This window comes from Bacillus sp. FJAT-29937 (assembly GCF_001509555.1).
Lineage (GTDB): Bacteria > Bacillota > Bacilli > Bacillales > Cytobacillaceae > Cytobacillus.
This window is the reverse complement of record NZ_LMAS01000002.1, coordinates 59,773-80,312: the sequence shown is the minus strand read 5'-3', so window position 1 is coordinate 80,312 and position 20,540 is coordinate 59,773. Positions and strand designations below refer to the sequence as shown.

At 37.2% G+C, this 20,540-nt stretch carries 23 protein-coding genes and 3 pseudogenes; 1 reads left to right on the top strand and 25 read right to left on the bottom strand.

All coding sequences use genetic code 11. From position 1 onward, the window contains the following. Window positions 1–64: 64 nt before the first annotated feature. Entirely contained in the window at window positions 65–616 is a 552-nt protein-coding gene (gene hpf / locus AR328_RS04115) for a ribosome hibernation-promoting factor, HPF/YfiA family (RefSeq protein ID WP_066290431.1), read from the bottom strand. A 339-nt stretch (window positions 617–955) separates the two neighbouring features. On the opposite strand from hpf, the gene AR328_RS04110 reads away from it, so the two are divergent. Continuing rightward, entirely contained in the window at window positions 956–1,522 is a 567-nt protein-coding gene (locus AR328_RS04110) for a Uma2 family endonuclease (protein WP_066290428.1), read from the top strand. Window positions 1,523–1,668: 146 nt separating this feature from the next. Here the strand turns inward: AR328_RS04110 and AR328_RS04105 are convergent, their stop codons facing one another. The 24 genes and pseudogenes from AR328_RS04105 to fliS (AR328_RS04010) all read right to left on the bottom strand — a co-directional run bounded on the left by AR328_RS04105 (window position 1,669) and on the right by fliS (AR328_RS04010) (window position 20,540). Then, complete coding sequence (locus tag AR328_RS04105) at window positions 1,669–2,022, bottom strand: hypothetical protein (protein ID WP_066290421.1); 354 nt, start codon at window positions 2,020–2,022, stop codon at window positions 1,669–1,671. Next, on the bottom strand, window positions 2,022–2,423 hold the full coding sequence (gene fliS, locus AR328_RS04100; RefSeq protein ID WP_066290416.1) for a flagellar export chaperone FliS: 402 nt from the start codon (window positions 2,421–2,423) through the stop codon (window positions 2,022–2,024). Before fliS (AR328_RS04100) ends, AR328_RS04105 begins: the two co-directional genes overlap by 1 nt. Window positions 2,424–2,443: 20 nt before the next feature. After that, on the bottom strand, window positions 2,444–4,618 hold the full coding sequence (fliD, locus tag AR328_RS04095) for a flagellar filament capping protein FliD (RefSeq protein ID WP_066290413.1): 2,175 nt from the start codon (window positions 4,616–4,618) through the stop codon (window positions 2,444–2,446). Between the two features lie 129 nt (window positions 4,619–4,747). After that, the gene (locus AR328_RS04090) at window positions 4,748–5,116 is read right to left on the bottom strand and encodes a flagellar protein FlaG (RefSeq protein WP_066290409.1); all 369 of its coding nucleotides are present in this window, start codon (window positions 5,114–5,116) and stop codon (window positions 4,748–4,750) included. Between the two features lie 113 nt (window positions 5,117–5,229). Continuing rightward, window positions 5,230–5,373, bottom strand: coding sequence for a hypothetical protein (locus AR328_RS22485; RefSeq protein WP_156422645.1), 144 nt, complete (start codon window positions 5,371–5,373; stop codon window positions 5,230–5,232). Window positions 5,374–5,382: 9 nt separating this feature from the next. Beyond that, window positions 5,383–6,504, bottom strand: a complete 1,122-nt coding sequence (locus tag AR328_RS04085) for a PD-(D/E)XK nuclease family protein (protein ID WP_066290403.1) — start codon at window positions 6,502–6,504, stop codon at window positions 5,383–5,385. Between the two features lie 21 nt (window positions 6,505–6,525). After that, entirely contained in the window at window positions 6,526–6,678 is a 153-nt protein-coding gene (locus AR328_RS22480; protein WP_156422644.1) for a hypothetical protein, read from the bottom strand. Window positions 6,679–6,792: 114 nt separating this feature from the next. Further along, window positions 6,793–7,032 carry a hypothetical protein gene (locus AR328_RS04080; RefSeq protein ID WP_066290401.1) on the bottom strand — a complete coding sequence of 80 codons (240 nt, stop codon included), beginning with the start codon at window positions 7,030–7,032 and terminating at the stop codon, window positions 6,793–6,795. A 64-nt stretch (window positions 7,033–7,096) separates the two neighbouring features. Next, window positions 7,097–7,297 carry a YjfB family protein gene (locus AR328_RS04075; RefSeq protein ID WP_066290400.1) on the bottom strand — a complete coding sequence of 67 codons (201 nt, stop codon included), beginning with the start codon at window positions 7,295–7,297 and terminating at the stop codon, window positions 7,097–7,099. 33 nt (window positions 7,298–7,330) lie between these two features. After that, window positions 7,331–7,699, bottom strand: a complete 369-nt coding sequence (locus tag AR328_RS04070) for a hypothetical protein (RefSeq protein WP_066290399.1) — start codon at window positions 7,697–7,699, stop codon at window positions 7,331–7,333. A gap of 185 nt (window positions 7,700–7,884) precedes the next feature. Further along, window positions 7,885–8,160, bottom strand: a pseudogene (locus tag AR328_RS23445) (flagellin); the annotation flags it as partial. A 1,833-nt stretch (window positions 8,161–9,993) separates the two neighbouring features. After that, window positions 9,994–10,302, bottom strand: a pseudogene (locus tag AR328_RS23440) (flagellin N-terminal helical domain-containing protein); the annotation flags it as partial. A 177-nt stretch (window positions 10,303–10,479) separates the two neighbouring features. Beyond that, window positions 10,480–10,719 carry a carbon storage regulator CsrA gene (gene csrA / locus AR328_RS04060; RefSeq protein WP_066290388.1) on the bottom strand — a complete coding sequence of 80 codons (240 nt, stop codon included), beginning with the start codon at window positions 10,717–10,719 and terminating at the stop codon, window positions 10,480–10,482. 1 nt (window position 10,720) lies between these two features. Further along, complete coding sequence (gene fliW / locus AR328_RS04055) at window positions 10,721–11,170, bottom strand: flagellar assembly protein FliW (RefSeq protein WP_066290381.1); 450 nt, start codon at window positions 11,168–11,170, stop codon at window positions 10,721–10,723. 17 nt (window positions 11,171–11,187) lie between these two features. Further along, entirely contained in the window at window positions 11,188–11,766 is a 579-nt protein-coding gene (locus AR328_RS04050; RefSeq protein ID WP_066290378.1) for a DUF6470 family protein, read from the bottom strand. 68 nt (window positions 11,767–11,834) lie between these two features. Beyond that, a complete protein-coding gene (flgL, locus tag AR328_RS04045; RefSeq protein ID WP_066290373.1) occupies window positions 11,835–13,049 on the bottom strand; it encodes a flagellar hook-associated protein FlgL in 1,215 nt (404 codons plus the stop codon). A gap of 15 nt (window positions 13,050–13,064) precedes the next feature. After that, on the bottom strand, window positions 13,065–15,053 hold the full coding sequence (flgK, locus tag AR328_RS04040; RefSeq protein WP_066290370.1) for a flagellar hook-associated protein FlgK: 1,989 nt from the start codon (window positions 15,051–15,053) through the stop codon (window positions 13,065–13,067). A gap of 15 nt (window positions 15,054–15,068) precedes the next feature. Then, window positions 15,069–15,563 (bottom strand): flagellar protein FlgN, encoded by a 495-nt coding sequence (locus AR328_RS04035; RefSeq protein WP_066290368.1) that lies wholly within the window; start codon window positions 15,561–15,563, stop codon window positions 15,069–15,071. 25 nt (window positions 15,564–15,588) lie between these two features. Further along, window positions 15,589–15,846 carry a flagellar biosynthesis anti-sigma factor FlgM gene (gene flgM, locus AR328_RS04030; protein WP_066290365.1) on the bottom strand — a complete coding sequence of 86 codons (258 nt, stop codon included), beginning with the start codon at window positions 15,844–15,846 and terminating at the stop codon, window positions 15,589–15,591. 267 nt (window positions 15,847–16,113) lie between these two features. Beyond that, the gene (locus AR328_RS04025; RefSeq protein ID WP_066290362.1) at window positions 16,114–17,043 is read right to left on the bottom strand and encodes a transcriptional regulator; all 930 of its coding nucleotides are present in this window, start codon (window positions 17,041–17,043) and stop codon (window positions 16,114–16,116) included. Window positions 17,044–17,262: 219 nt separating this feature from the next. Beyond that, window positions 17,263–17,700 (bottom strand): YaaR family protein, encoded by a 438-nt coding sequence (locus AR328_RS04020; protein ID WP_066290360.1) that lies wholly within the window; start codon window positions 17,698–17,700, stop codon window positions 17,263–17,265. Window positions 17,701–17,792: 92 nt separating this feature from the next. After that, window positions 17,793–18,227, bottom strand: coding sequence for a flagellin (locus AR328_RS22770; protein WP_442854433.1), 435 nt, complete (start codon window positions 18,225–18,227; stop codon window positions 17,793–17,795). 1,449 nt (window positions 18,228–19,676) lie between these two features. After that, window positions 19,677–20,090: pseudogene (locus tag AR328_RS22090) on the bottom strand (flagellin N-terminal helical domain-containing protein); the annotation flags it as partial. A 24-nt stretch (window positions 20,091–20,114) separates the two neighbouring features. Continuing rightward, the gene (gene fliS / locus AR328_RS04010; RefSeq protein ID WP_066290355.1) at window positions 20,115–20,540 is read right to left on the bottom strand and encodes a flagellar export chaperone FliS; all 426 of its coding nucleotides are present in this window, start codon (window positions 20,538–20,540) and stop codon (window positions 20,115–20,117) included.

Sequence of the window (20,540 nt, the reverse complement as noted above, 5' to 3'; positions counted from 1 at the left end):
TTACTAGACTATTTTTTTAAAAAAAGGCACCAAAAAACCCCGCAACTGGGCGGGGTTTTCATACTTATTGAGCTTCAATCAAGCCATAGCGGCCGTCTTTACGCTTATATACTACATTAGTTAGACTTGTCTCAGCATTTGTAAACACATAGAAACTGTGACCAAGCATATTCATTTGAAGGATGGCTTCCTCGCTATCCATCGGTTTCAAATCGAAGCTCTTTTGGCGAACCACTTCCAGATCTTGATCCTCATCAACTGGCGTTCTTTCAGAATCGTCCAGCGTCACGAACATAGCTGGTGCATTGCCCTTTTCACGGAACTTGCGGTTAACCTTTGTCTTATGCTTACGAATTTGACGCTCAAGCTTATCAGTGATTAAATCAATCGCTGCATACATATCATCATGAACTTCCTCCGCACGAAGCACTAGATTCGGCATCGGAATCGTAACTTCCACTTTAGACTTTTTATCTTGATACGTTTTCAAATTCACATGTACAGTTGATTCAGGAGTTTCAGTAAAATACCTTTCTAATTTAGCAATTTTCTTCTCGACATACTCTCGAATTGCTGGAGTTACCTCAATGTTTTCACCACGAATGTTAAAATTCATAAGTGAGCCCCTCCTTTTCATTTACAAATGCTTACGCTTTTTAGGGTTGCCACTTTAATGAAATAGCCCCTTTAAAAAAGCGCTAAGTCTTATTAAAAAGACTATATGTTTACATTTCTATTTTACCCCATAAAACTCCTGCTAGTACAGGAAAAAGAATTATTGAAATTGTCGATTGTGTGAAGGATTTGCGGTGATGGGGGTGGATAAAGCTTTTCTTGATCAAATGTATTTGTTCATATCGTATAATTTAAAGTAGGATTACCCCCGAGTGACAAGAATCTTTTACTAAATTATTGTATACTGATGATACATGACATTGAAGGAGGATGAAAAAAGGTGTCTTCAAAAAAAACGAAAGTGAAGGAAAACCCCATTCCCTATAATGAAAAAGAAGAACGGTTTGAAATTATTGAGGGCATTCGCTATGATTTCCAAGCTGCACCTGCGATAAGACATCAGCAATTAGTCGCCTATCTATGGAAATGTTTCGAGGATACTTGTGCACCGGATGGACTGGTCCTTGCCTCGCCCATTGATGTAAAATTTGATGATGAGAACGAATGTCAGCCAGATCTCATCTATATTGCCAACGAGAATCTTCATATTGTCACGGAGAAAAAAATCATCGGTGCCCCAGACATAATTGTCGAAATCCTCTCTCCTAGCACTAGCAATAATGATAAAATCCGCAAAAAAAATGTCTACGAACGCTTTGGCGTCAAGGAATATTGGATTGCCGACCCAACCCATCTATATGTCGATCAATTTATTCTTTCCGACAACAAATATATACTCGCTCACACATATGGAAAAAATGACACTGTTCGTTCAGACTTATTTTCTTGTATAAAAATAGATTTAGAATCGATATTTAGCCGGTTGTTGGTGTTTGATAGGGATTGATTTGTAAGTGATTGACTCGCTTTTCAGCCGGAACATACTCGCTAACGCGACTTAACCATGACCCAAGTGAAAAGTATTCACTTGGGTTTTTATTCGCCTGTCGCATTGTGCCATTACAAAAAGGACAGATCATCCCTGTCCAATTATTATTTCTTCTTATCCAAAAACATCCCATCCTCATAACTAGCCGCATAAGGATTTTCGTATTTGGTTTGCTGCTGTTTCTTTTGCTTCAACGAAGTAATATCCATTTTAATTTCGTTCAACTTCGCATTTAACAAGATATTAATCTTCCCATCATATTTAGCAATTTCAGCCCCAAGCAGTTTATCTTCATCACTAAACGGCGGCTTCATTTGCTCCAATAACGATTGTCTTTCATTTAACAGGTGCTCAAGCTTTTCAATATATTGCTCACGTCCATCCTTATTCCCATCCCACTTTTGTAAAAAAGAATAAAGATCCAAGGTAGATTCATAAAGCTCTTTAACAATGCTCACTAAATTCTTCCACCTTGTTGATGATTCATCTGACGGCTTTGCTGAATAATTTCCTTCCACGTATCGCGAAATTCCACAATAAACCCTTCAACTTCATCAAGAATGGCGACATTATTCGTTACATTAGCTTGTACAAGCTGACGGAATAGGTAATCATACATTCTCATTAAATCCGCTGACAGGCCAACATCTGTATTTAACGTTACCATAAGCTCTTGGACAATGGCTTGGGTTTTTTGGATGTTCTCATTTTTCAGCGGAATATTATTCTGCACAATCCCTTGCTTAGCAAGCTTAATAAATTTCAATGCTCCATTATAAAGCATTAATGTTAATTCTGCGGGTGAGGCTTGGGTTACTGAGTTTTGCTTATACGTTTGATATGGGTTATTAATGGCCATTTATTGCTTCACTCCCATTTTTATTGCTGCATTGCCATCCCTAGCTGCTGCATCATGTAGGATGATTGCTGATTCATCTTTTGGATGGCTTGTTCCATGGCATTAAATTGTTTATAGTACCGGTCTTCCAGTTGTTTAAGTCTGCCTTCAAAATCCTTCATTCTCGTATTCAAATCATCTAAGTTCTTACCAATCGTAAACTGGCTGTTCGTCTTCAAATCATTACCAGCCGTTTCCTCAATGCTTTGCATCGTCGTTGTTAACGAATCTCTTAATCTTCTAGCAATACCCTTTTCTGAATAGTTTTCACTATCTGCTGCAAATAGCTTATAAATACCTTCCGGATCATTATTAATAGCCTCTTTTAACTTGGCCTCGTTAATCTCTAATTTTCCTTTATTCACATTATATAAATTCGTTGTGGTGATGCCAATGGCACTCAATTGCTTATATTGGCTATCTCCCTGAAAATTAACCGATGCGTAAAAATCACTTCTTAACTTATCCAACCCATTCGACAATTTTTGATCTCTTCGAAGCAATCCGCTTTTGGCCTTTTCTTCCCACATTTTAATTTCATCTTCACTCATTGAGTCCCGCTGTTCTTTTGTAAGCGGGGTAAACTCACGATAATACTCTTCGCCGATTTTTTTATTAACTTTATCGATGGTTTCATTGTACTTGTCAATAAAGCTTTTAATGTTTTCAAAAACTTTATCGGTATCTGTCTTGGTCCCGATAGTTATCGGAGAATTGGAAACATCTTTTAAGGTAAAATTAACCCCGTTAACAGTGAACGTGTTTGAATGTCGGCCTGTCTCTAAGCCGTTTAGCGTAAACTTAGCGTCATCTCCGCCTTTTTCATTGCGCCCATGAAGCTGCAGAATATTTTTCAAAAATGGATCATTCATAAAACTTATTTCTGCATTACGTGTCGTTATTGTTGTGCCATCCGCCCCATAAACGTTAGCATTGTAGTCGCCTGTTTCCGTTCGAGTAACAGTCACCTTATCCGCATATTCATCATAAAAGGCATTGACACCTAAGCCTGATTTGGAGATTTTGTCTAAAACAGAGTTGAATGAATCTCCTGCATTAATTTTAAATGACTCAGTCACTTGACCTTTTGAAGTATGGGAAGACATTTTCATTTCGAAAAATTTATAGGAATATTCCGCCTCAATTTTTGCCCCTTGTTCAAGATCTTTATCAAAAGTCAATTTGCCGGTGTTTTCATCAATTGTCACTTCATTATCGGCAGGTGAGCTTTTATATTTCCCATCCGCATCTTTCGTATAGGTGTATACCTGTTTTACAATTGAATTCCCGCTAGAATTTTTCTTAATCGTTCCATCTGCATTTTTTTCATAAGTGGTAACAGTAAATGATTGGACATTGGCAATCCCAGCATTTGATAAATTAAATTCCTTCTTTGCCGTACTAGCAGTTAATGTGTCCTTTTTATTATATTTATAGGATAAATCAAAGCTACTGCCTGCCGCTAACTCTTTTCCGAAGGTCAACTGACCGGTTTCCGTATTTACAAATACCTCATCCTCTTTTAAATCATCAAGTTTTGATTTGTCAGTAATAACCTTGAATTTATCTCCGTTCGTTTTATCACCATTAATGATTTGAATTTCCGTACCAGAAACACTGCTACTATCAATGATTCCTCCAGATAATTGAGATAGGCTTATAGTCTTACTTGCCTTCGTTACCTTGACAGTCTCTTTATAACCATTTCCATCAGTAGTTTTCCACTCAGAAGCATCCATAGATCCAGCGAATTTATCCTGCAAAGAGTAAACACTAGCCTTAGGATCAATTTTTCCACCAGCTTTAGAAATTGCAATCTCACTAGCATTCGTCGCAGCCGAAGCCAAACGATCCACTTTATTAAAAGTATAGCTAGCATTTCCTGCAGTTGGATCAGATGATGCTGAAATTTTACTATCATTTGAGGAGGTTGCGGTTTTAGTTAAATAAGTTGAAGTCAAACGCATTTTCAACGTTTCTTCCCTTAATGAGAAAAGAAGTGTATTCATTTCGCGGTAATTATCCCGTTTCCACTCAAGGGTCTGCTTTTTTTGACCCATCTTATCAAAAGGAATTCGCTGGGCCCGAACCATATCCTTTACAATACTATCTATATCCATACCGGTCGCCAATCCGGTAATTCTCAATCCTGCCATGTCCATCCTCCCTTTTCATCTCGGAGACTATCAATTTACAGTCCATACTCTTAATTATGTTATCGGCCAATGCTGAAAAAATTGAAGTCCGAATCCAAAAGAAAAAGAAGAGTTCATCACCCTTCTCCCTTAAATCTTCGTATCCATTAAAATCCCCGAATATTCCGTAATTCTAGCCATCAAATCAAGAAACTCCTTGGACGGAATCTCTTTAATCACTTCTTTTGTCTTCTGGTCCTGAACCTCGACATAGTATCGATTTGTCTCTTCGTGAAGGTTGAATTTCAGAGAGGTCATATTCGACTCCAATACTTTATTAATACCATCAATCTGAGCTTCAACTTTTTCCTTTTCATTCGTTTGTGGATTTAATGCATTCTCTGAGGTGTGTGGTTGTTTAGTGTCTAAATTCTTGCGGCTGATTTCGTTCATTTCGGGCTGTTTCTGGTATTGGGGCATTCCCTGAACACCCGTTTTCACTTGCGAGGTAACTTGCATAATCGGCCCTCCTTAACACTTTTTAATTATATCGGATGGAAATCAGCTATTTTTAGAAAAATTAATCATTTTAATATACTTTTAGAATTATAGAGACTGTTTCTTTCAAAAAGTTATCCTTTTGATTCTTGTGTTTTAATCTGTCTTATCCCTCTTAACAATTCATCACATTCATATTCATTCACACAATCCTCCCAATAGCCAAATTTTAAAATGGCATCGATGTTCATCGCTGGGTTGACAATTTTACTGTTCAAGTCCAGAATTTACCCGCGGCCACTTCCTAATTGAAGAAGAAAAGTTTTTTCATCTTGCTGAGCAATGACGTTTCTAAGAATTTGAATATTCCAATCAAGATTAGAGGTTTCTAGAAGAAAATCCTCTACAAGATCTAAATGTTCACAGAACCACCTATGCATCCATTTTTCAGGATTGCTTTGATTAATGACATCTTCTAGCGGGATCGAATACCTTGCTCTAAGTCCGGAATCCGTTTCAATGACGAGGTCAAATACGGCTTCTCTCTCAACAATATGCTTCTGAAACTCTTCAAATTTACTATTATTCCTATTGCCCCATAGTTGAACAAATAAAGCCGGGCCACCATTCTCATCAAAAGTAACCCCTGCTATCAACTCACTACTTCCCGTACTAAACGCCTTTTTCCGAGAAATAATAAATCGGTTATAATCGGCAATTTCCTTCATTCCTTGATTTCCCGGTTTCACTGTGGCATCACCAAAACGCTTGCTGAACTCTAGGCTGACTATCTCCATCCATTCACCAAGTTTCTGAAGCGTTTCTTGCATTTGTGTCATTACATACAAATCAGTTTTATTAATTTCTCCACTTTTCACTAATTTCGTCCTTTCTAAATAAAGTATGAATGCATGAACAAGGGAATCGTCATTGTACGACGAAAGATAACGATAAATATCATTCCATCTTAAAGAATGAAAGCCTATCTCAAATAGTTGATTAACTTCCTCGATGTTTTTTGTGCAATAACGCAGGTATACTTCTTTGTATTTATCTTGATCCTTCAACTGACTAAGCACTTTTTCATAACGTCTTAATTGACCCGTATGCTCAGTAGAATCCACTTTATTTTCTAAAAAACAAATACTAGTATCGGAATAAAACACCATATCTACACGGCAATTTCGATCATCATCTAGGGGGTAAAACTTTTGTGTGACAACCCGGAAATGATCGCCTGGAATATGCAATACTTCATTCACAAATCCATCGATTATAGCCTGGTTACTTCCCAAAACACCAGCCAAAACCTCTGTTGTAAAATCTTCAAGTGGAACGTTCATATGAACGTCATTTCTTTCATAAAGGCTTAAGAGCTTTTCAAAAATTGAACCCATCTCTCTTTCCATATCACTCATCCTTTAATTAGATCAGATACGTTCATAAAACCCACATTTCTTCGTACAAACCAATGCCAGAAAAGCATCCAAAGTCATATTGCCACTTTCGTCAAAAATCAACTCTTCATTGGCATCTTCAATTAGTAATGAACCACACTTGGGACAAAGCTTATTATCTGCCAAAGGGAAAACTCCTTTTCTGTTTGTTTACTATTTCCATATAAATAAAAGAGATATTGTACTAATCTTTTTTGTATAAATTATCATATTAGGTGTTTTATCATAATCATGTTGCCATTAATGAACAACTGTATTCAATTGCTTCTCTAGATGTTTAACTTCATCTTTTAAAGTATTCAATTGCTCATTGAGCTTATGAATTTCATTTAAACTTAGGTTATGAGTAAGGGAAAATTCAGCGATCTCCTTCATCTCGTGAAGCTTATCATTTATTGCATCTAAAATTTTTGAACGATCTTTACTCCACTCTAGCTGCTGCTCTAGGAACTTCATTAATTCTTGTTGTTCGGTATTCATCAATTATTCCCTCCCCCAAACCAAAATGAAAAAGAGCAACCTCCTTGGCTACTCGAATTTCCTTTTATCCTTTTAAATCAATATTCCCACCCAGATGTGGCTGAGTTGCATGCTGGAGTGCCTGTACATCAGCTGTTGCCATCATTTTTGTCAGTCCATCAGCACCTGTTTCTGCTTGGTCCATGGCTATTTTCATGACCGACATGGAAGCTTGTTGTTGGACTTGTCCTTGACTTAATGCCATTGAGAGTAATGCGATATCCATAATGATACCTCCTTGTGTAGTTATATTCATTAATTAGGAAACAATGAATGGGTTAAATGCTAGTTCTAATTCTTCTTTCAGCCTTTTGTATCGTGGTACTAGTGTAAATTGAATAATTTCTTTTACTTTAGCATAGTTCTTTTCTTCGTAGGCTGTAACAACTAGGTTGGCTGTATGGCTGAATTCCGCTTGCTTAGCAGATATGCTTTCATTGTTTAGCTCATTTACAACTGGTTCAATGTTTCTTTCAATGGTTGCATAGGCTTGTAACACTTCTTCAAACATGAAAACAGATTGTTCACTTTTTCCTTCACTTAGTAGCTTTTGGATATATCGCAAGCCTTCTAGAATCGTTTCAGAAAGTTCTAGGGACTTTTTCATTACTTCGATGTATTTTTCCATGTCGTACCTTCTTTCTGATTATTAATCTTTATCTATGAAATTCTTTAAGTAAATAATCAATTATTACTTCTGCCTGTTAAGAGTGTTTTCCAATATTAAAAATCGCTATAGGAATCCCTCACACATTTATGTAAAAAAGGAGACCCCAGCATTGCTAGAGCCTCCTTTGTAATTGTTAATTAGGATTAACCTAATAATTGTAATACTGCTTGAGGCTTTTGGTTTGCTTGTGCAAGCATTGCTTGAGATGCTTGTCCTAGGATGTTTGCACGAGTCATTTCCATTACCTCTTTAGCCATATCTACGTCACGGATACGAGATTCAGCTGCAGTTAAGTTTTCAGATGCATTGCTTAAGTTAGAGATTGTGTGCTCTAAACGGTTTTGGAATGCACCAAGATTAGAACGTTGTGCTGAAATTGTTTCGATTGCATCGTTGATAACTGAAATTGCGGCAGATGCTTTTTCATGTGTAGAAATATCTAAAGCAAACTCAACGTTTTCATTATTTGATCCATTTGTTACATTTGCAGTTGCTACGAAAGAAGCAGTTTTACCATTTTTAGCCTCTACTTCTCCAGCAGATTCTGTTCCACTAATTTTGAGTGCTTTTGAACGCATGTCACCAATTTCAATTGTCATGCTTTGTCCTGAGTTAGCTCCAATTTGGAAAGTAGCTTCGAATTTTCCACCGACAACTTCCTCTTTACCAGAACCTTGCGCAGTAGTAAATGAGAATGAAATTTTTTCATCTTTATCAAACTTTGTAGGGTCCCAAGAACCAATATTAACAGTAACCTCACCAATACCATCTTTAGCTGTTAATTTTACATTTGCTTGACCATTAGTTACAACAACAGCATTTCCTGCTTTATTACCACTACCAGCTTCAGTTAGTGTAGCTTCATATTTTGTACCAACAGTAAAATCTAATGTTTGAGCTCCAGCTGCAGCTGTAAAGTCATTTGGTGTGTAATTATCTAATGTAATCGTAACATTTTTCCCAGCAACTGAGAATGTACCTGAACCACCTGAAACATCAATAGCTCCGGCAGAAACTACACCCCATGTTCCATCAGCATTTTTCTTTTCAAGATTGACCTCATCTTGAGATCCAGTACTTACTAACCGATAATCTCCCTCAGCTAAATCAGCATTTGCTGCAATAGACACTGTAGGATTGGTATTAAAACCACCAGCAGCTGTTCCTGTTGTAGCAATTTTACCTTTATTTTCAATTGTAACCTTGTGTTCTCCATCAGCTAAACCTTTTGCTGAAACTACCTTTTCTCCTTCTAAACGCCCATTACCATATGTTTCAGTTACAGCTACTTCTGCGTTATTTCCTACAATGATTTCGTTACCAGCTCCACCACTTTGAGTGGCTGTAAGTTGGAGAACTCCATTTCCCGCATTAGATAATAAAACATTTGCAAGGGCACTGTTCGAAGCACTATATGTTCCAGCTGTTTGTGAAGCCCCTACCGCTTGACCAGCAGTTCCAGACATTGCATCTACGATTTTATCAACAACTTGCTGGCCGTTACGAGCTCCATTTAAGTCAATTGCAAAATCTGCATTACCTTCATATTTACCATTAGCACTGTCATAGAAATCAACTGATTTTCCATCAATTACAATACCAGTTCCAGCTAATGTTTCAGCAGAACTTTTTGAAAAGTCAATTGTTGCTGTTCCATGTGCTCCTTTTGAAGCTGAATTAGTAATAGTTCCTCCTGTTCCAGTTACTCCATCTGCAATTTTCACTTTTCCGCCATCAAGAGGCCCAGTTAACTTACCATCTTTATCGTATGCAATTGCATTACCTTGGATTTTAATAGTTCCAGCTGTGGATGTAGTATCTACTGTATATTTACCTTTTAAATTTTCATCATTATTAATAACACTAGTTAATTGATCTCCAATAGCCGTTGCTAAATTGGGAGCTGTCATACCATCAGTTGTTTTGATAGTAATATTATCACCATCAATTGAATGATTTGAAGCGGTTGAATCATACTTAACAGTTAGTTCACGTTCTCCAATTGTTACTCTAAAACTTTTACCATCATCATTTGTCGCAGTTGCGTTAATAGCACTTAATGCAATTGATGCATTAGCACGATCCGCTGGAGTGTTTAAAACATTCGCAGTACCTTCTCCACCTGCTAAGTTCGCAGGTACTGTTAATCCATTTCCAGATACTGATGTTTTCTTAGTTGGATCAACTCCGCCACCATTAAGTAACTTCTGAGTATTGAACTCAGTTGTGTTACCAATTCGGTTAATTTCAGAAGTTAATTGGTTCATCTCTTTTTGGATTTCTTCACGATCAACAGCTACGTTAGTATCGTTTGCTGCTTGTGTTGCTAGCTCACGCATACGTTGTAGGATATTGTGAGTTTCTTGTAATGCACCCTCAGCTGTTTGGATCATTGAGATACCATCTTGAGAGTTACGAGAAGCTTGGTCTAAACCTTTGATTTGTGCACGCATTTTTTCAGAGATTGCTAGACCCGCAGCATCGTCGCCTGCACGATTGATACGAAGACCTGAAGATAATTTTTCCATTGCTTTTGAGCCTGCATTTTGGTTAACACCCATCTGACGGTACGTGTTCAACGCAGAAATATTGTGGTTGATAATCATTTGTATTTCCTCCTTGAAATGTTTGTTTGTCCCACATCCATGTGGTTTTTTTAGCAGCAAAATAAGAGACTAGCGGCCGTCCAGACTCTTATTTTGCTTTACGATGATTATATCGGCCTATTTTGTCGAGTTTTAATAGATTTTTGTATTTTTTATTTGTTTTGTGAAATTTTCTAAGATGGAGATGGATGTTTGTGCTGCTTTTTGGTTTTCTTGCTGGATGGCTAGGTAAACTTCTTTACGGTGAATCTCTATATTTTTTGGGGCATCGATGCCGATTTTAATTTGTTCGCCCTCAATGGATAGGATTTTGATTTCGATGTCTTCGCCGATTCGGATGGCTTCGTTAAGTTTTCTTGTTAAAACAAGCATATTAGCGCTCCTCTCCTACAGAGGGTTTTTGTTTGAAAATTATATGCCTCGTAAGGTATTCAGCGTCATTCAGAACAATTTGCTTTCCTAGTTTTTCTTTCGTATTAATAATAATTGGACCTTTTAAATTTATTGTTGTTTCTTCGAAGGGCTCCTTCACAGTCAAGATGCCAAAGGTCGCCACAGTTTCTTTCTCTTCAATTTTCAACTGCTCAATCACTGCCTCTGGAATAGCGACTTTATATTCTGGAAAAAAGCTAAAGGGATCCGTTACAAGAAAGGCTAGAGCAGGTGTTGATAAGGATTGTAAAACGATAAATGGGGTATCTTCCCCCAATTCTAACAGGGTAAATCTCTTTTCTTCCTCAAAGCTAGGAATCCCATTCTCAAAATGAATGATATTTTCCTGATCAATTTCTATTTCACCATGATACTTCGTCTGGATTAACATGATTTCACCCCTCTATCTTATTTTTGAACATCTACATTTAAGCCCGGTACTGAAAATGAAATGGACGACTTTTGTTTTAGATAAATATTAGTCTTACCAGGATTTACGTTAATTACTGGTTGATTTGGCTTTATTTTAATAATGGGTTCTTGCTGATCAACTTTCATGTGAAATGCTCCAGGAGAGTATTGGATTTTTACCTTGGATGCAGATGATGGCATAAAGCCTATGTTAAATTCCCTTATCGGATCTTCGCTATTGGTCTTTGCGATTTGGGGAATGACTAGACCCCCTTGCTCAATTTTCATCATTTGATCGCCTTGCTGGGCAATCGTTGCGATGGCCTGCTTAGCTTGTTGCTCTCCCTTTTCTGCCCATTCCCGTATATGTCTGCTAATCGGCTTTAAACCTGCATCAGCAAATGCCTCTGATTGATCAATTTGAATAGTTGCGTCTCTTTGCTGATAATCTATTTGGGCATGTGGCTGCCTTATGGTCATATCTGCCATTGGCTGCCGCATTTGAATCGTTGTTGGTGTCTTCTGAATTTCAAGCTTTGCACTTGTAGCATTGATTTGGATGCTAGGTAGCCTCATCAATAGTCACCTCACTTTAGAAAATGGAAAAAGAGCTATCTTCCGAAAAAGATAGCTGCATAAAATAATTATCGTAAAAAATCCATTAATGTTGGCTGAATAATTCTTGCCCCTACAGCTAGAGCTGATCGGTGAATCATCTCTTGGATTTTGAGATCAGTGACTGCTTTTTCAAAATCAATATCTTCGTTTTCAGACATCGTTTTCCTCGCAATTAAATCCTGTTGGCCAAGTCTTTCCTCAATTAATTCTACCCGGTTAAACCTGGCTCCTAGGTCTGATCTTTCAGCCGTCACGTTATCAAAATGCTTCTCAAATTTGCTAAGGAAAGCGTTAATATCCGTAGCTTTTTGACTAGGCTCCTTTAGTGCCTTAATAAGATCTGCTGTATCCTTGAACATTTCCGCGGAAAAAACATTCTGCGGGCGAATGTTGACATTAATGTTAATGCCTTTCATTACTTCAATTTCTAGATCTTGTTGATTGGTGGAAATGGCGTTTTTGTTTGAGATGACGATGTCTCCGCTTGTAATAGAAATTGCCTTAGTTGGATCACCTGAATCTTTATTATAAACAACAGACTCTTCTTCCTTTGTAGAAGTAACACCATCCTTTGTTGTCTCAGTTAACTTATGGGTTAGTGTTATTTCCTCATTGCCGCTTTTAAATACATAGGTATGAGTTGTATCTTTGGTTGTGATTCCATCAACGGTAGAACTATTTATTATTGGAGTAGGCGCACTATCAAACGTAAATTGTTTACCCTGATAATTCAGTATTAGATCTTTCCGAGTCTGAGCATCCATCCCATTCAAATCAGCGATATTAAATCCAATTTGACTAATATCCACTGGCTTGCTGTTCGTATTCGTACCATTAAAAATATACTTGTTGTTTATTTTTGTATTGGCAAGCGACTGCAGGTGGTTTTGTAATTCACTAATTTCCTTTGCAATCCCATTTCGTTGATCGGGTGTGTACGTTTCATTGGAAGCTTGGACAATAAGCTCCTTAATTCTGTGAAGAACTTGAGTCGTATCGCTAAGTGTGGCATCCGCATTATCCATCCAGCTATGTACTTCACTTAGATTTCTTTCAAACTGTTCAACTTCTACCACTTGAGAACGATAGGACATCCCTTTAATCGCGATGACTGGATCTTGGGATGGGCGAGTAATTTTCTTCTGAGAATTGATTTGATCGAGAAGATCGCCATATCGTTCATAGTTATTGCTAATATAATTGAGGTTATTACGCATGAGCATATTTTGTGTAATCCGCATTAATTAATCACCAGCCTATCTGCCAACTAATCCCATATTATTAATAATTCGATCTAGCATTTCATCCACCATCGTTATATTTCTTGCTGCTGCGTTGTAGGCATGCTGAAATTTAACCATGTTAATCATTTCCTCATCAAGTGAAACGGATGAAATAGATTCTCTTCTTGTTAAAACGGAATCAGCAAGAACTTTTGTATTCTTGGTCATTTGGTTAGCTTGAGAAGCCTTAACTCCCATGTCCCCAATTATCGATTGGTAAAAGCTCATTACGGATGATGATGAGCCATCGTAATTTAAGATTTCGTCTTTTACTCTCGCAAGTGCTGACGCATTGGATCCGCTGCCTGCGAAAGCTTTATCTTTTGGGGTAATGCCCTCATTATTATTAATTGTTAGTGACCAGGAATCTCCTGTTTTCTGATTTGCCACACTTGAAAAATCAACTTTCAAGCCTCCTGGAAGTTCCGCTACATTGTTTTTGATGTCTATTACAGTAGCTGGGCTTACATTTCCAGATGGTTGCTCAGTAATCTTATACTTCCAGTCAGCCCCATCAGAGAAAACTTCCACATTTATCGCACTTACACCTGGCAGGAAGTCGATATTTCCAAAAATAACAGGTTCACCCGTTGTTCCTGCATCATTTGCAGCATTTTTTTGCATGGTTGAGGAAATCATCATCCCTTCCGCAGCTGCTGCAATATTATCCGTACTCTCAAGAATAGCTTTATCAATTTTTAATCGCTTGGCTGCCCCAGTCGGATCTGCAAGAGTAGGTTTAGTAGGAGAACTATCATCAAAGGTGAAGAAGTTTTTCCCGTCCTTTACCCCATTCTCCAATTCTGTCAAACTCCAGCCTGAACGATGGACTTCATTAAATTTTTGCGAAAAAGTGTACGCCATTTCGTCTAATTTTCGAAGCATGTCAGGGTATGTACCATTTGCTTTACCATTTGCGTCTGTGAAGCCATAAGATTCAATAAAAGAATTCAAGCTTCCAGTAGAATTATTTTTTAAAGGCTCGAAGCTAGTAAAAGTATAAGATGGATCCATTGCCTTTGATGGATCTGCTGGGTTGACTGCAAAGCCATCAATGCGCTTGCTATTTGGGTCAAGCTTTACGAAGTTTAGCCCTTTAACAGGATTTTCAGGATGAGCAGTGTCATATTGAACACTGATCCCGATAGCTGTTCCATCTTTATCAATTAGCTTAATGTTCCTTCCATTTGAATCTTTCAATATTTTTCCATCGTTGTCTGCAAGGTAAATATCCACTTTACCATCGGCAATTGGTGAAGCAAGACCGCCAGATTTTTGCGGGTCTACTTTAATATTTACATAGGTTGATAGGCTATCAATCAATAAATCTCGCTTGTCATACAAATCATTAGGCAAGTACCCATGAACTTCAATATCACCAATTTGTTTATTAATATCATTTATTTGGTTAAGAATGGAGTTTACTGCTTTTTGAGTAACATCAATTTCATTCTTGTAATCTTCACGAACCGCTGTAAGGCTCGAACTTAAATAATTGAACGTATCAACAACGGCTAGACCTCTCTGACGAACAACAGATCTTGTCCCAGAATCCTGAGGAGTAACAGACAAGTCTTGAAGGGACTTCCAAAATTGATCAAGAGTATTGGCTAAACCGTGCTCCGTCGGCTCGTTCATGATGGTTTCCATCGTATGCAATGACTGGCTTCTAGCACTCCAATAGCCAAGCTTATTGTTTTCACCGCGGTATTGGTCATCTATGAAGCTGTCCCTCATCCGTTGAATGGACCCTGCCATGACTCCAGTTCCCATTTGCCCTGGAATTTGCGGACGATTCATGGAAGGGTTTGGGAAAGGATTTGTCTGTTCAAAGTTGACCCTTTGTCTTGAATATCCAGGAGTATTAGCATTTGATATATTATGTCCAGTTACATACAAAGCTGCCTGCTGAGCCGACATCCCTCTTTTGGCAACTTCTAACCCGTGAAATGTAGAAATCATTATATTTTTCCCCCATTACGCCTTTGAATCAAAAATAGAACGTTTGGTTTCTTCTATATCATGTCCCTGATGCGGACGATCGTAGTTATAGGAGTCAATCTCTGGTGACAGCATATCGATTGACATGTTGACGAACTGTAAGGATTGCTCGATTAATTGCTGGTTTAGTTCGTTTTGCTGCTTCAGCATGCTGATTTGTTCTTCTAAGGCAGATTTGATCCCTGATAATTCTTGTTTTTCTGGATCAGCAGCCGCATTTATACATTCAGTCAATGTGATATTCCGATCTGATGACTGATCCGCTTTTAAAAATAATTTTGTTTCATTTTGTAATTTGCTTTCTAGCTTTTGGAGAGCTTGTAGAAAGAGTTTCTCTTCTGTAATGGTTGATTGCAGGGCAGAGAGATCACCTTTTTTGATAATTTTTGTTTTTTGAACGGCTGCTGTTGTCAGTTTCTCGTACGTTTTTAACAGCATTTCGAGTGTTTTTATAAGATTGAGAGCAGACAAAGGTTAATCCCCCTTTTCCCTTTTATTACAGATTCCAAAAGTCATACATTTTTTTAGCGATTTCTCGCGGTTTTATTTCATATTCCCCTGATTGAACCTTTTCCTTTAATTTCTCCACTTTTTCTTGTCGTTCAATTTCAAGTGGACCTCCCTTTTGAAGCTCCAATGCCTCAGAGGAAATTTCGATTTTGTCCCGCTTTGATACATTTTGTGCCTTCTCCATTTTTTCCATTTGCTTATTATATGGGTTAACGTTCACACGACCGATATTGTTGATTTTCATTTGGTTCACCCCTTTAAAATGTTTATATAAAGTTCGATTATGTTTATAAATTTCCATCCCTATTCGTTATTCTTTTTCTTATATCGGTAAAAATTCGAGAAGTTGAAGAAAAAAGTTGATTTTGTAAAAATGGCGTTATATTGTAGTCAAAAAAACTACTAGAAATGAGCTCTAGTAGTTGGAGTATGTGTAAATATTAATGAACAGACCTTTGAATTCTCCGGTGCATTTGCTTAAGATGCCGCAATACTTTTTAAGGAATTTAGGCTATTTGTCTATTTTTAGTTTTTCAACTTCAGCAACTGATAATCCCGTTATTTGTGATACTTTTTCCACATTCAAATCCGCTAGTAACTTTCTTGCTATTTCGTAAGCCTGCTCCTTTAGGGCTTGTTCTTTTTCCTGTTGATTTCTTAAAGCCTGCTCTCGCAAGGATTGTTCTATTTCTTGCTGTTTTCTTATTGCTAATTCTCGCAAGGATTCTTCCTTCTCCTGCTGATAGATTTTCTCGACCTTGGTCATCCGTAACCACTCCCTTATACTTTTAGAGTATTCTTCGTCAATAATCTTATCAGTCGCAGTCAAAATTCCTACGATGACGGCAATTTGCTCATAATCATTTTGAATTTCTTTTGCAATATCTATGCTCTTTCGAATTAAATCGTGGCGATCTTGGGTACTTTTCATGAGAGGCACAAGTATTAATTTCATTATATCCACTTTAGTAAGCAAAATTCCATTTTCTATTTTATGTTTAATTGCAACTAGAATGGCATTACCGTCAAAGTCCCGAAGTGAAACTGATTTTGTTTCTATAAACATACTTCCCATATCTAATAATTGAACGTCTGGAATGATATCGCTTGAATATATAACTGCAACATGAACCTTTTTAATTTGATTGTCTTCCTTATAATATCGATTTACAATCCGGAGAACATATTCGCTATATTTAAGATGATTTTCAATGATTCGACTGTTTGTTTCATATTCTAAAAGCAAAATTGATTCATCTTCAAGTAAAAAGACATTATCAGCTCGCCGTTCATCTACCTTCATTTGCGGAAAGTTATTAGGAAGAACTTCTTTTATTTTTGGGTAATCTAGCTGATAAACTTTCAAAACCTGATTTTTGTAAAGCTCACTCAATGATTTCATAAGTATATCATTTGAATGATAGCTTATATTTTTTTCCATACAATTTCCTCATTTCTCTTTAATTTTTGGCAAACTCCTTTCTTTAAGTTGAAAATTTCATCGATAGATTTTTGAAATTGTGATAGACATGATGGGGAATAGCAAAAAACAGGACTTCTTTCCATCGAAATTGCCCTGTTTGACTACACTTGAAGTAAATTTATTTGAGGTTTTATGTGGTGATTGCTTCGTAAAGAAGTAAGTAACTTATTAGACTCTTTATGTGTAAATATTAATCAATAATCCTTTAATCTCACCAACTTGATTTAATATGTCGAGGCCCTTCTTTTCTTTATCTAATACGGTATTCGTCAAATCAATAAGCTTTTTATCTACTTCTTTAACAATTTTGTAGATTTTAGTTCGACCGCGGCGATTGAAGCCACGTTGTTCTTCCAATTGAAGGCCATTTTGAACAGCTTCTTCTAGAAAACTTTTTACTAATTTCTTATATTTCCTAAGTTCATCAACTGTCCGCTTTTCGGATAAAGCTTTCCCTTGATCTTCGATATCTTGAACCATCTTGTTGAATTTATCATATAAAACCTGCTGACGATTCTTCGAAATTACTTCTTGGAAGGAAATACTTTCTGTTGGTAAGTTTTGTTTGGTTTGAATTTTATCCAGTCCTGTTTTTCCGATCTTTTGAACATCCATGTGACAACCACCTTAAAATCGAAGTGTGACTTTATTTTATCATAAATTAGTGTAAAAAGAGAGAGGTGCTGTGGTGTGCACCTCTCGGAAAATTAGCCTTGTAGTAATTGTAGAACACCTTGCGGCAATTGGTTTGCTTGAGCAAGCATCGCTTGAGCAGACTGATTAAGGATGTTGTTTTTCGTAAATGCAGTCATTTCAAGTGCCATATCAGCGTCACGAATACGTGATTCAGAAGATGATAGGTTTTCATGAGTTACTTTTAGGTTGTTGATTGTGTGCTCTAGGCGGTTTTGAAGCGCTCCTAGGGAAGCTCTTTCACCGTTAACTCTTTCGATAGCTGTATCGAATACTTTGATAGCTGCAGATGCTTTCTCATGAGATGTTACATCAATTGAGAATTCAACAAACCCTTCACTTAGTCCATTTGAGATATTTTTTACTACATTAAATGCAGCACCTTCGATTAGATCGCCGTTAATATCTCTAATTTCAGTTCTTGGATCTGTTGTAGCTATACCGAGCATTGGTGAACGGATATCATGTAATTCCACTGTTAACACTTGATGCTGGTTAGGTCCAATTTGGAGGTTGGATTTAAATGTATCTCCGTCGCCAGTGTTGGAAAGCATTATGTTTGGTAAGACAGCACTTTCATAACCAGGCCTTTGTTCTAATTTAATTTCGTTTCCTGAGCCAGTAACAAAGTATTTTTTACCTAATTCAGGGTTTCTTTCAATCGCTTTTCTTAAGTTATCAGCTTGCTCAGATAGAACTTCGCTGTAACGCATAGCCTTGCCCGTATTGACATCATCGTTATATTTTGTAGAATCATTGACTACTTTAATTTCAACGTCGTCAATTGTGTAGGATTGGCCTACGATTGAACGTTCGATGGTGAAGCTGAATTGCCCTGGGATGGCTTGGGTTAAATCAGTTTCAGGTTTAGTAATTGTACCAGCACCATTTGCTTTTGCCTCTAACGTGATTTTTGTTCCAGCGATACTTACATTATAAGCCCCGCCTAATGTAGTGTTTGCCTCAATTGCTTGTTTCAAACTATTTGCTTGGTCACGTGCATTGCCATCTACACTAAATTGTCCGGTCCCTGCTGTACCTAATTTACCAGTGAATACTTGGGTACCAATTTGTATTGTTTCATTTTCTCTGAATACATTTGTAATATCGATTTCATATTTTGCCGTTGTTGATGCTGAACCTGGGGAGATTTCATTAAAATGAACTGTACCTTGGGCGTTACCAACTCTATTAATCACTGGTGCAGAGCCTTTAGCCTGTCCTGCTTTTTCTTTTAGAGTTAATTTGTTATCTACTACTTCTACTGAGAATCTTGTAGAAAGATTTGAATTTGCCTCAATAGCTGCTTTAATGTTAGAAGCTTGTTCAGATTCAGTGTCTCCGATATTTATTTGACTGCCAGTTGCCCCGCTAGATACAAATGTAAAAGTTTCGTTACCTACTTTTATTTGCTCTCCGGCAATGAACTTTTTGGTTAATTCTAGTGAATATTCGCCTGATTTTTCTAATAAGTTAGTTGGGTTTGCTGTGATGGAATATGTATTTCCAGTTCCAGCCGCTTCAGTTAGTTGAATTTTAGCGCCTGTATTGGTAGCACCAGCTGTAAAATCAGAATCTACTGTTCCTATTAATGTTGCTAGTGCTGCTGCCTGTGCTGAAGGAGTTGTAGCACTTGAAATATCTACATCATTAGCTCCGGAAGGCGTAGCTGTAAATGTATACTCTTTATTATTAAAAGTAATTTTTTCACCTTCAGCAAAGGCATTTTTAATAGTAAATTCATATTTTCCTTGAGTCGTAGTTGCTACGCTAGCTAGAGTAGTTGTCAATACTGAAACTTTACCTTCTACACTAGCAGTTTTTGTTTCTAACGCTACTTCTCCAGTTGCAATTGCAACTCCATATTTATCAACTGTAGGTGCAATCTTCGTAGCCCCACCATTCAAAATCTTCTTCGTATTAAACTCAGTAGCATTACCAATACGATTTATTTCAGAAGTCAACTGATCAATTTCCTTCTGAATTTCCTTACGATCGCCTTCTGTGTTTGTGTCGTTGGCTGCTTGTACAGCTAGCTCACGCATACGGTGAAGCATGCTATGTACTTCAGTTAATGCACCTTCAGCTGTTTGGATTAGGGAAATTCCGTCTAGGGAATTTCTTTCAGCCATTTGTAAGCCGCGGATTTGGGCGCGCATTTTTTCAGAGATTGCTAGACCAGCTGCATCGTCTGCTGCACGATTGATGCGTAGTCCTGAAGATAGTCTTTCTAGGTTTTTGGAAGTGTTGAATTGGTTAGATGATAGGTTTCTATAAGCATTCAATGCTTGAATATTATTATTAATTCTCATTTCATTAGATCTCCTTTATTTTAGCTATTCTACTGTAAGGATATGTTTTTCGTAGGCATTTGCTTTTTGACGTAAAGCATTTGGCAGCTTGTTGGGTTTTGTTTTAAGAGCCTGATTCCACGATGCACTTATTTCACTAAGAATGTTTATTACTTCTTCTATTAACTTAGTATCTTTATTTATGTTTGCTTCAATTAGCTTCTCTGACATGTAGTCATAGAGGGCGTCTAGTTGGTCTGCGATAATTCCGGCTTCATAGTTTATTCCCGCATCCAGTCTGTAAAGGATGTCATTTGCTTTTGTTAAAAGTTTATTGGATTTGAAATAATCCTTTTGTTTTATGGCTTCCACTGCTTCTTCCAGAGTGGTTATACAAACTTCATATAGTAATGAAGTGATTTCTTGAGGTGATTTTTTATAAATCAATTCTTCTGTTAAGAAGTCGGTCAC

What these genes read in the sequence shown, in the direction of transcription:
- AR328_RS04025 (WP_066290362.1), bottom strand. Translation starts at nt 17,043, where the DNA reads ATGGAAAAAAATATAAGCTATCATTCAAATGATATACTTATGAAATCA.
- flgL (WP_066290373.1), bottom strand. Translation starts at nt 13,049, where the DNA reads ATGCGGATTACACAAAATATGCTCATGCGTAATAACCTCAATTATATT.
- AR328_RS22770 (WP_442854433.1), bottom strand. Translation starts at nt 18,227, where the DNA reads ATGCTCGGTATAGCTACAACAGATCCAAGAACTGAAATTAGAGATATT.
- flgK (WP_066290370.1), bottom strand. Translation starts at nt 15,053, where the DNA reads ATGATTTCTACATTTCACGGGTTAGAAGTTGCCAAAAGAGGGATGTCG.
- AR328_RS04080 (WP_066290401.1), bottom strand. Translation starts at nt 7,032, where the DNA reads ATGAATACCGAACAACAAGAATTAATGAAGTTCCTAGAGCAGCAGCTA.
- flgM (WP_066290365.1), bottom strand. Translation starts at nt 15,846, where the DNA reads ATGAAAATCAACAATATCGGTCGTGTGAACGTTAACCCATATAATAAG.
- csrA (WP_066290388.1), bottom strand. Translation starts at nt 10,719, where the DNA reads ATGCTTGTTTTAACAAGAAAACTTAACGAAGCCATCCGAATCGGCGAA.
- AR328_RS04050 (WP_066290378.1), bottom strand. Translation starts at nt 11,766, where the DNA reads ATGAGGCTACCTAGCATCCAAATCAATGCTACAAGTGCAAAGCTTGAA.
- fliS (WP_066290416.1), bottom strand. Translation starts at nt 2,423, where the DNA reads ATGGCCATTAATAACCCATATCAAACGTATAAGCAAAACTCAGTAACC.
- fliW (WP_066290381.1), bottom strand. Translation starts at nt 11,170, where the DNA reads ATGTTAATCCAGACGAAGTATCATGGTGAAATAGAAATTGATCAGGAA.
- fliD (WP_066290413.1), bottom strand. Translation starts at nt 4,618, where the DNA reads ATGGCAGGATTGAGAATTACCGGATTGGCGACCGGTATGGATATAGAT.
- AR328_RS04070 (WP_066290399.1), bottom strand. Translation starts at nt 7,699, where the DNA reads ATGGAAAAATACATCGAAGTAATGAAAAAGTCCCTAGAACTTTCTGAA.
- AR328_RS04075 (WP_066290400.1), bottom strand. Translation starts at nt 7,297, where the DNA reads ATGGATATCGCATTACTCTCAATGGCATTAAGTCAAGGACAAGTCCAA.
- AR328_RS04090 (WP_066290409.1), bottom strand. Translation starts at nt 5,116, where the DNA reads ATGCAAGTTACCTCGCAAGTGAAAACGGGTGTTCAGGGAATGCCCCAA.
- AR328_RS04085 (WP_066290403.1), bottom strand. Translation starts at nt 6,504, where the DNA reads ATGGAAAGAGAGATGGGTTCAATTTTTGAAAAGCTCTTAAGCCTTTAT.
- hpf (WP_066290431.1), bottom strand. Translation starts at nt 616, where the DNA reads ATGAATTTTAACATTCGTGGTGAAAACATTGAGGTAACTCCAGCAATT.
- AR328_RS04020 (WP_066290360.1), bottom strand. Translation starts at nt 17,700, where the DNA reads ATGGATGTTCAAAAGATCGGAAAAACAGGACTGGATAAAATTCAAACC.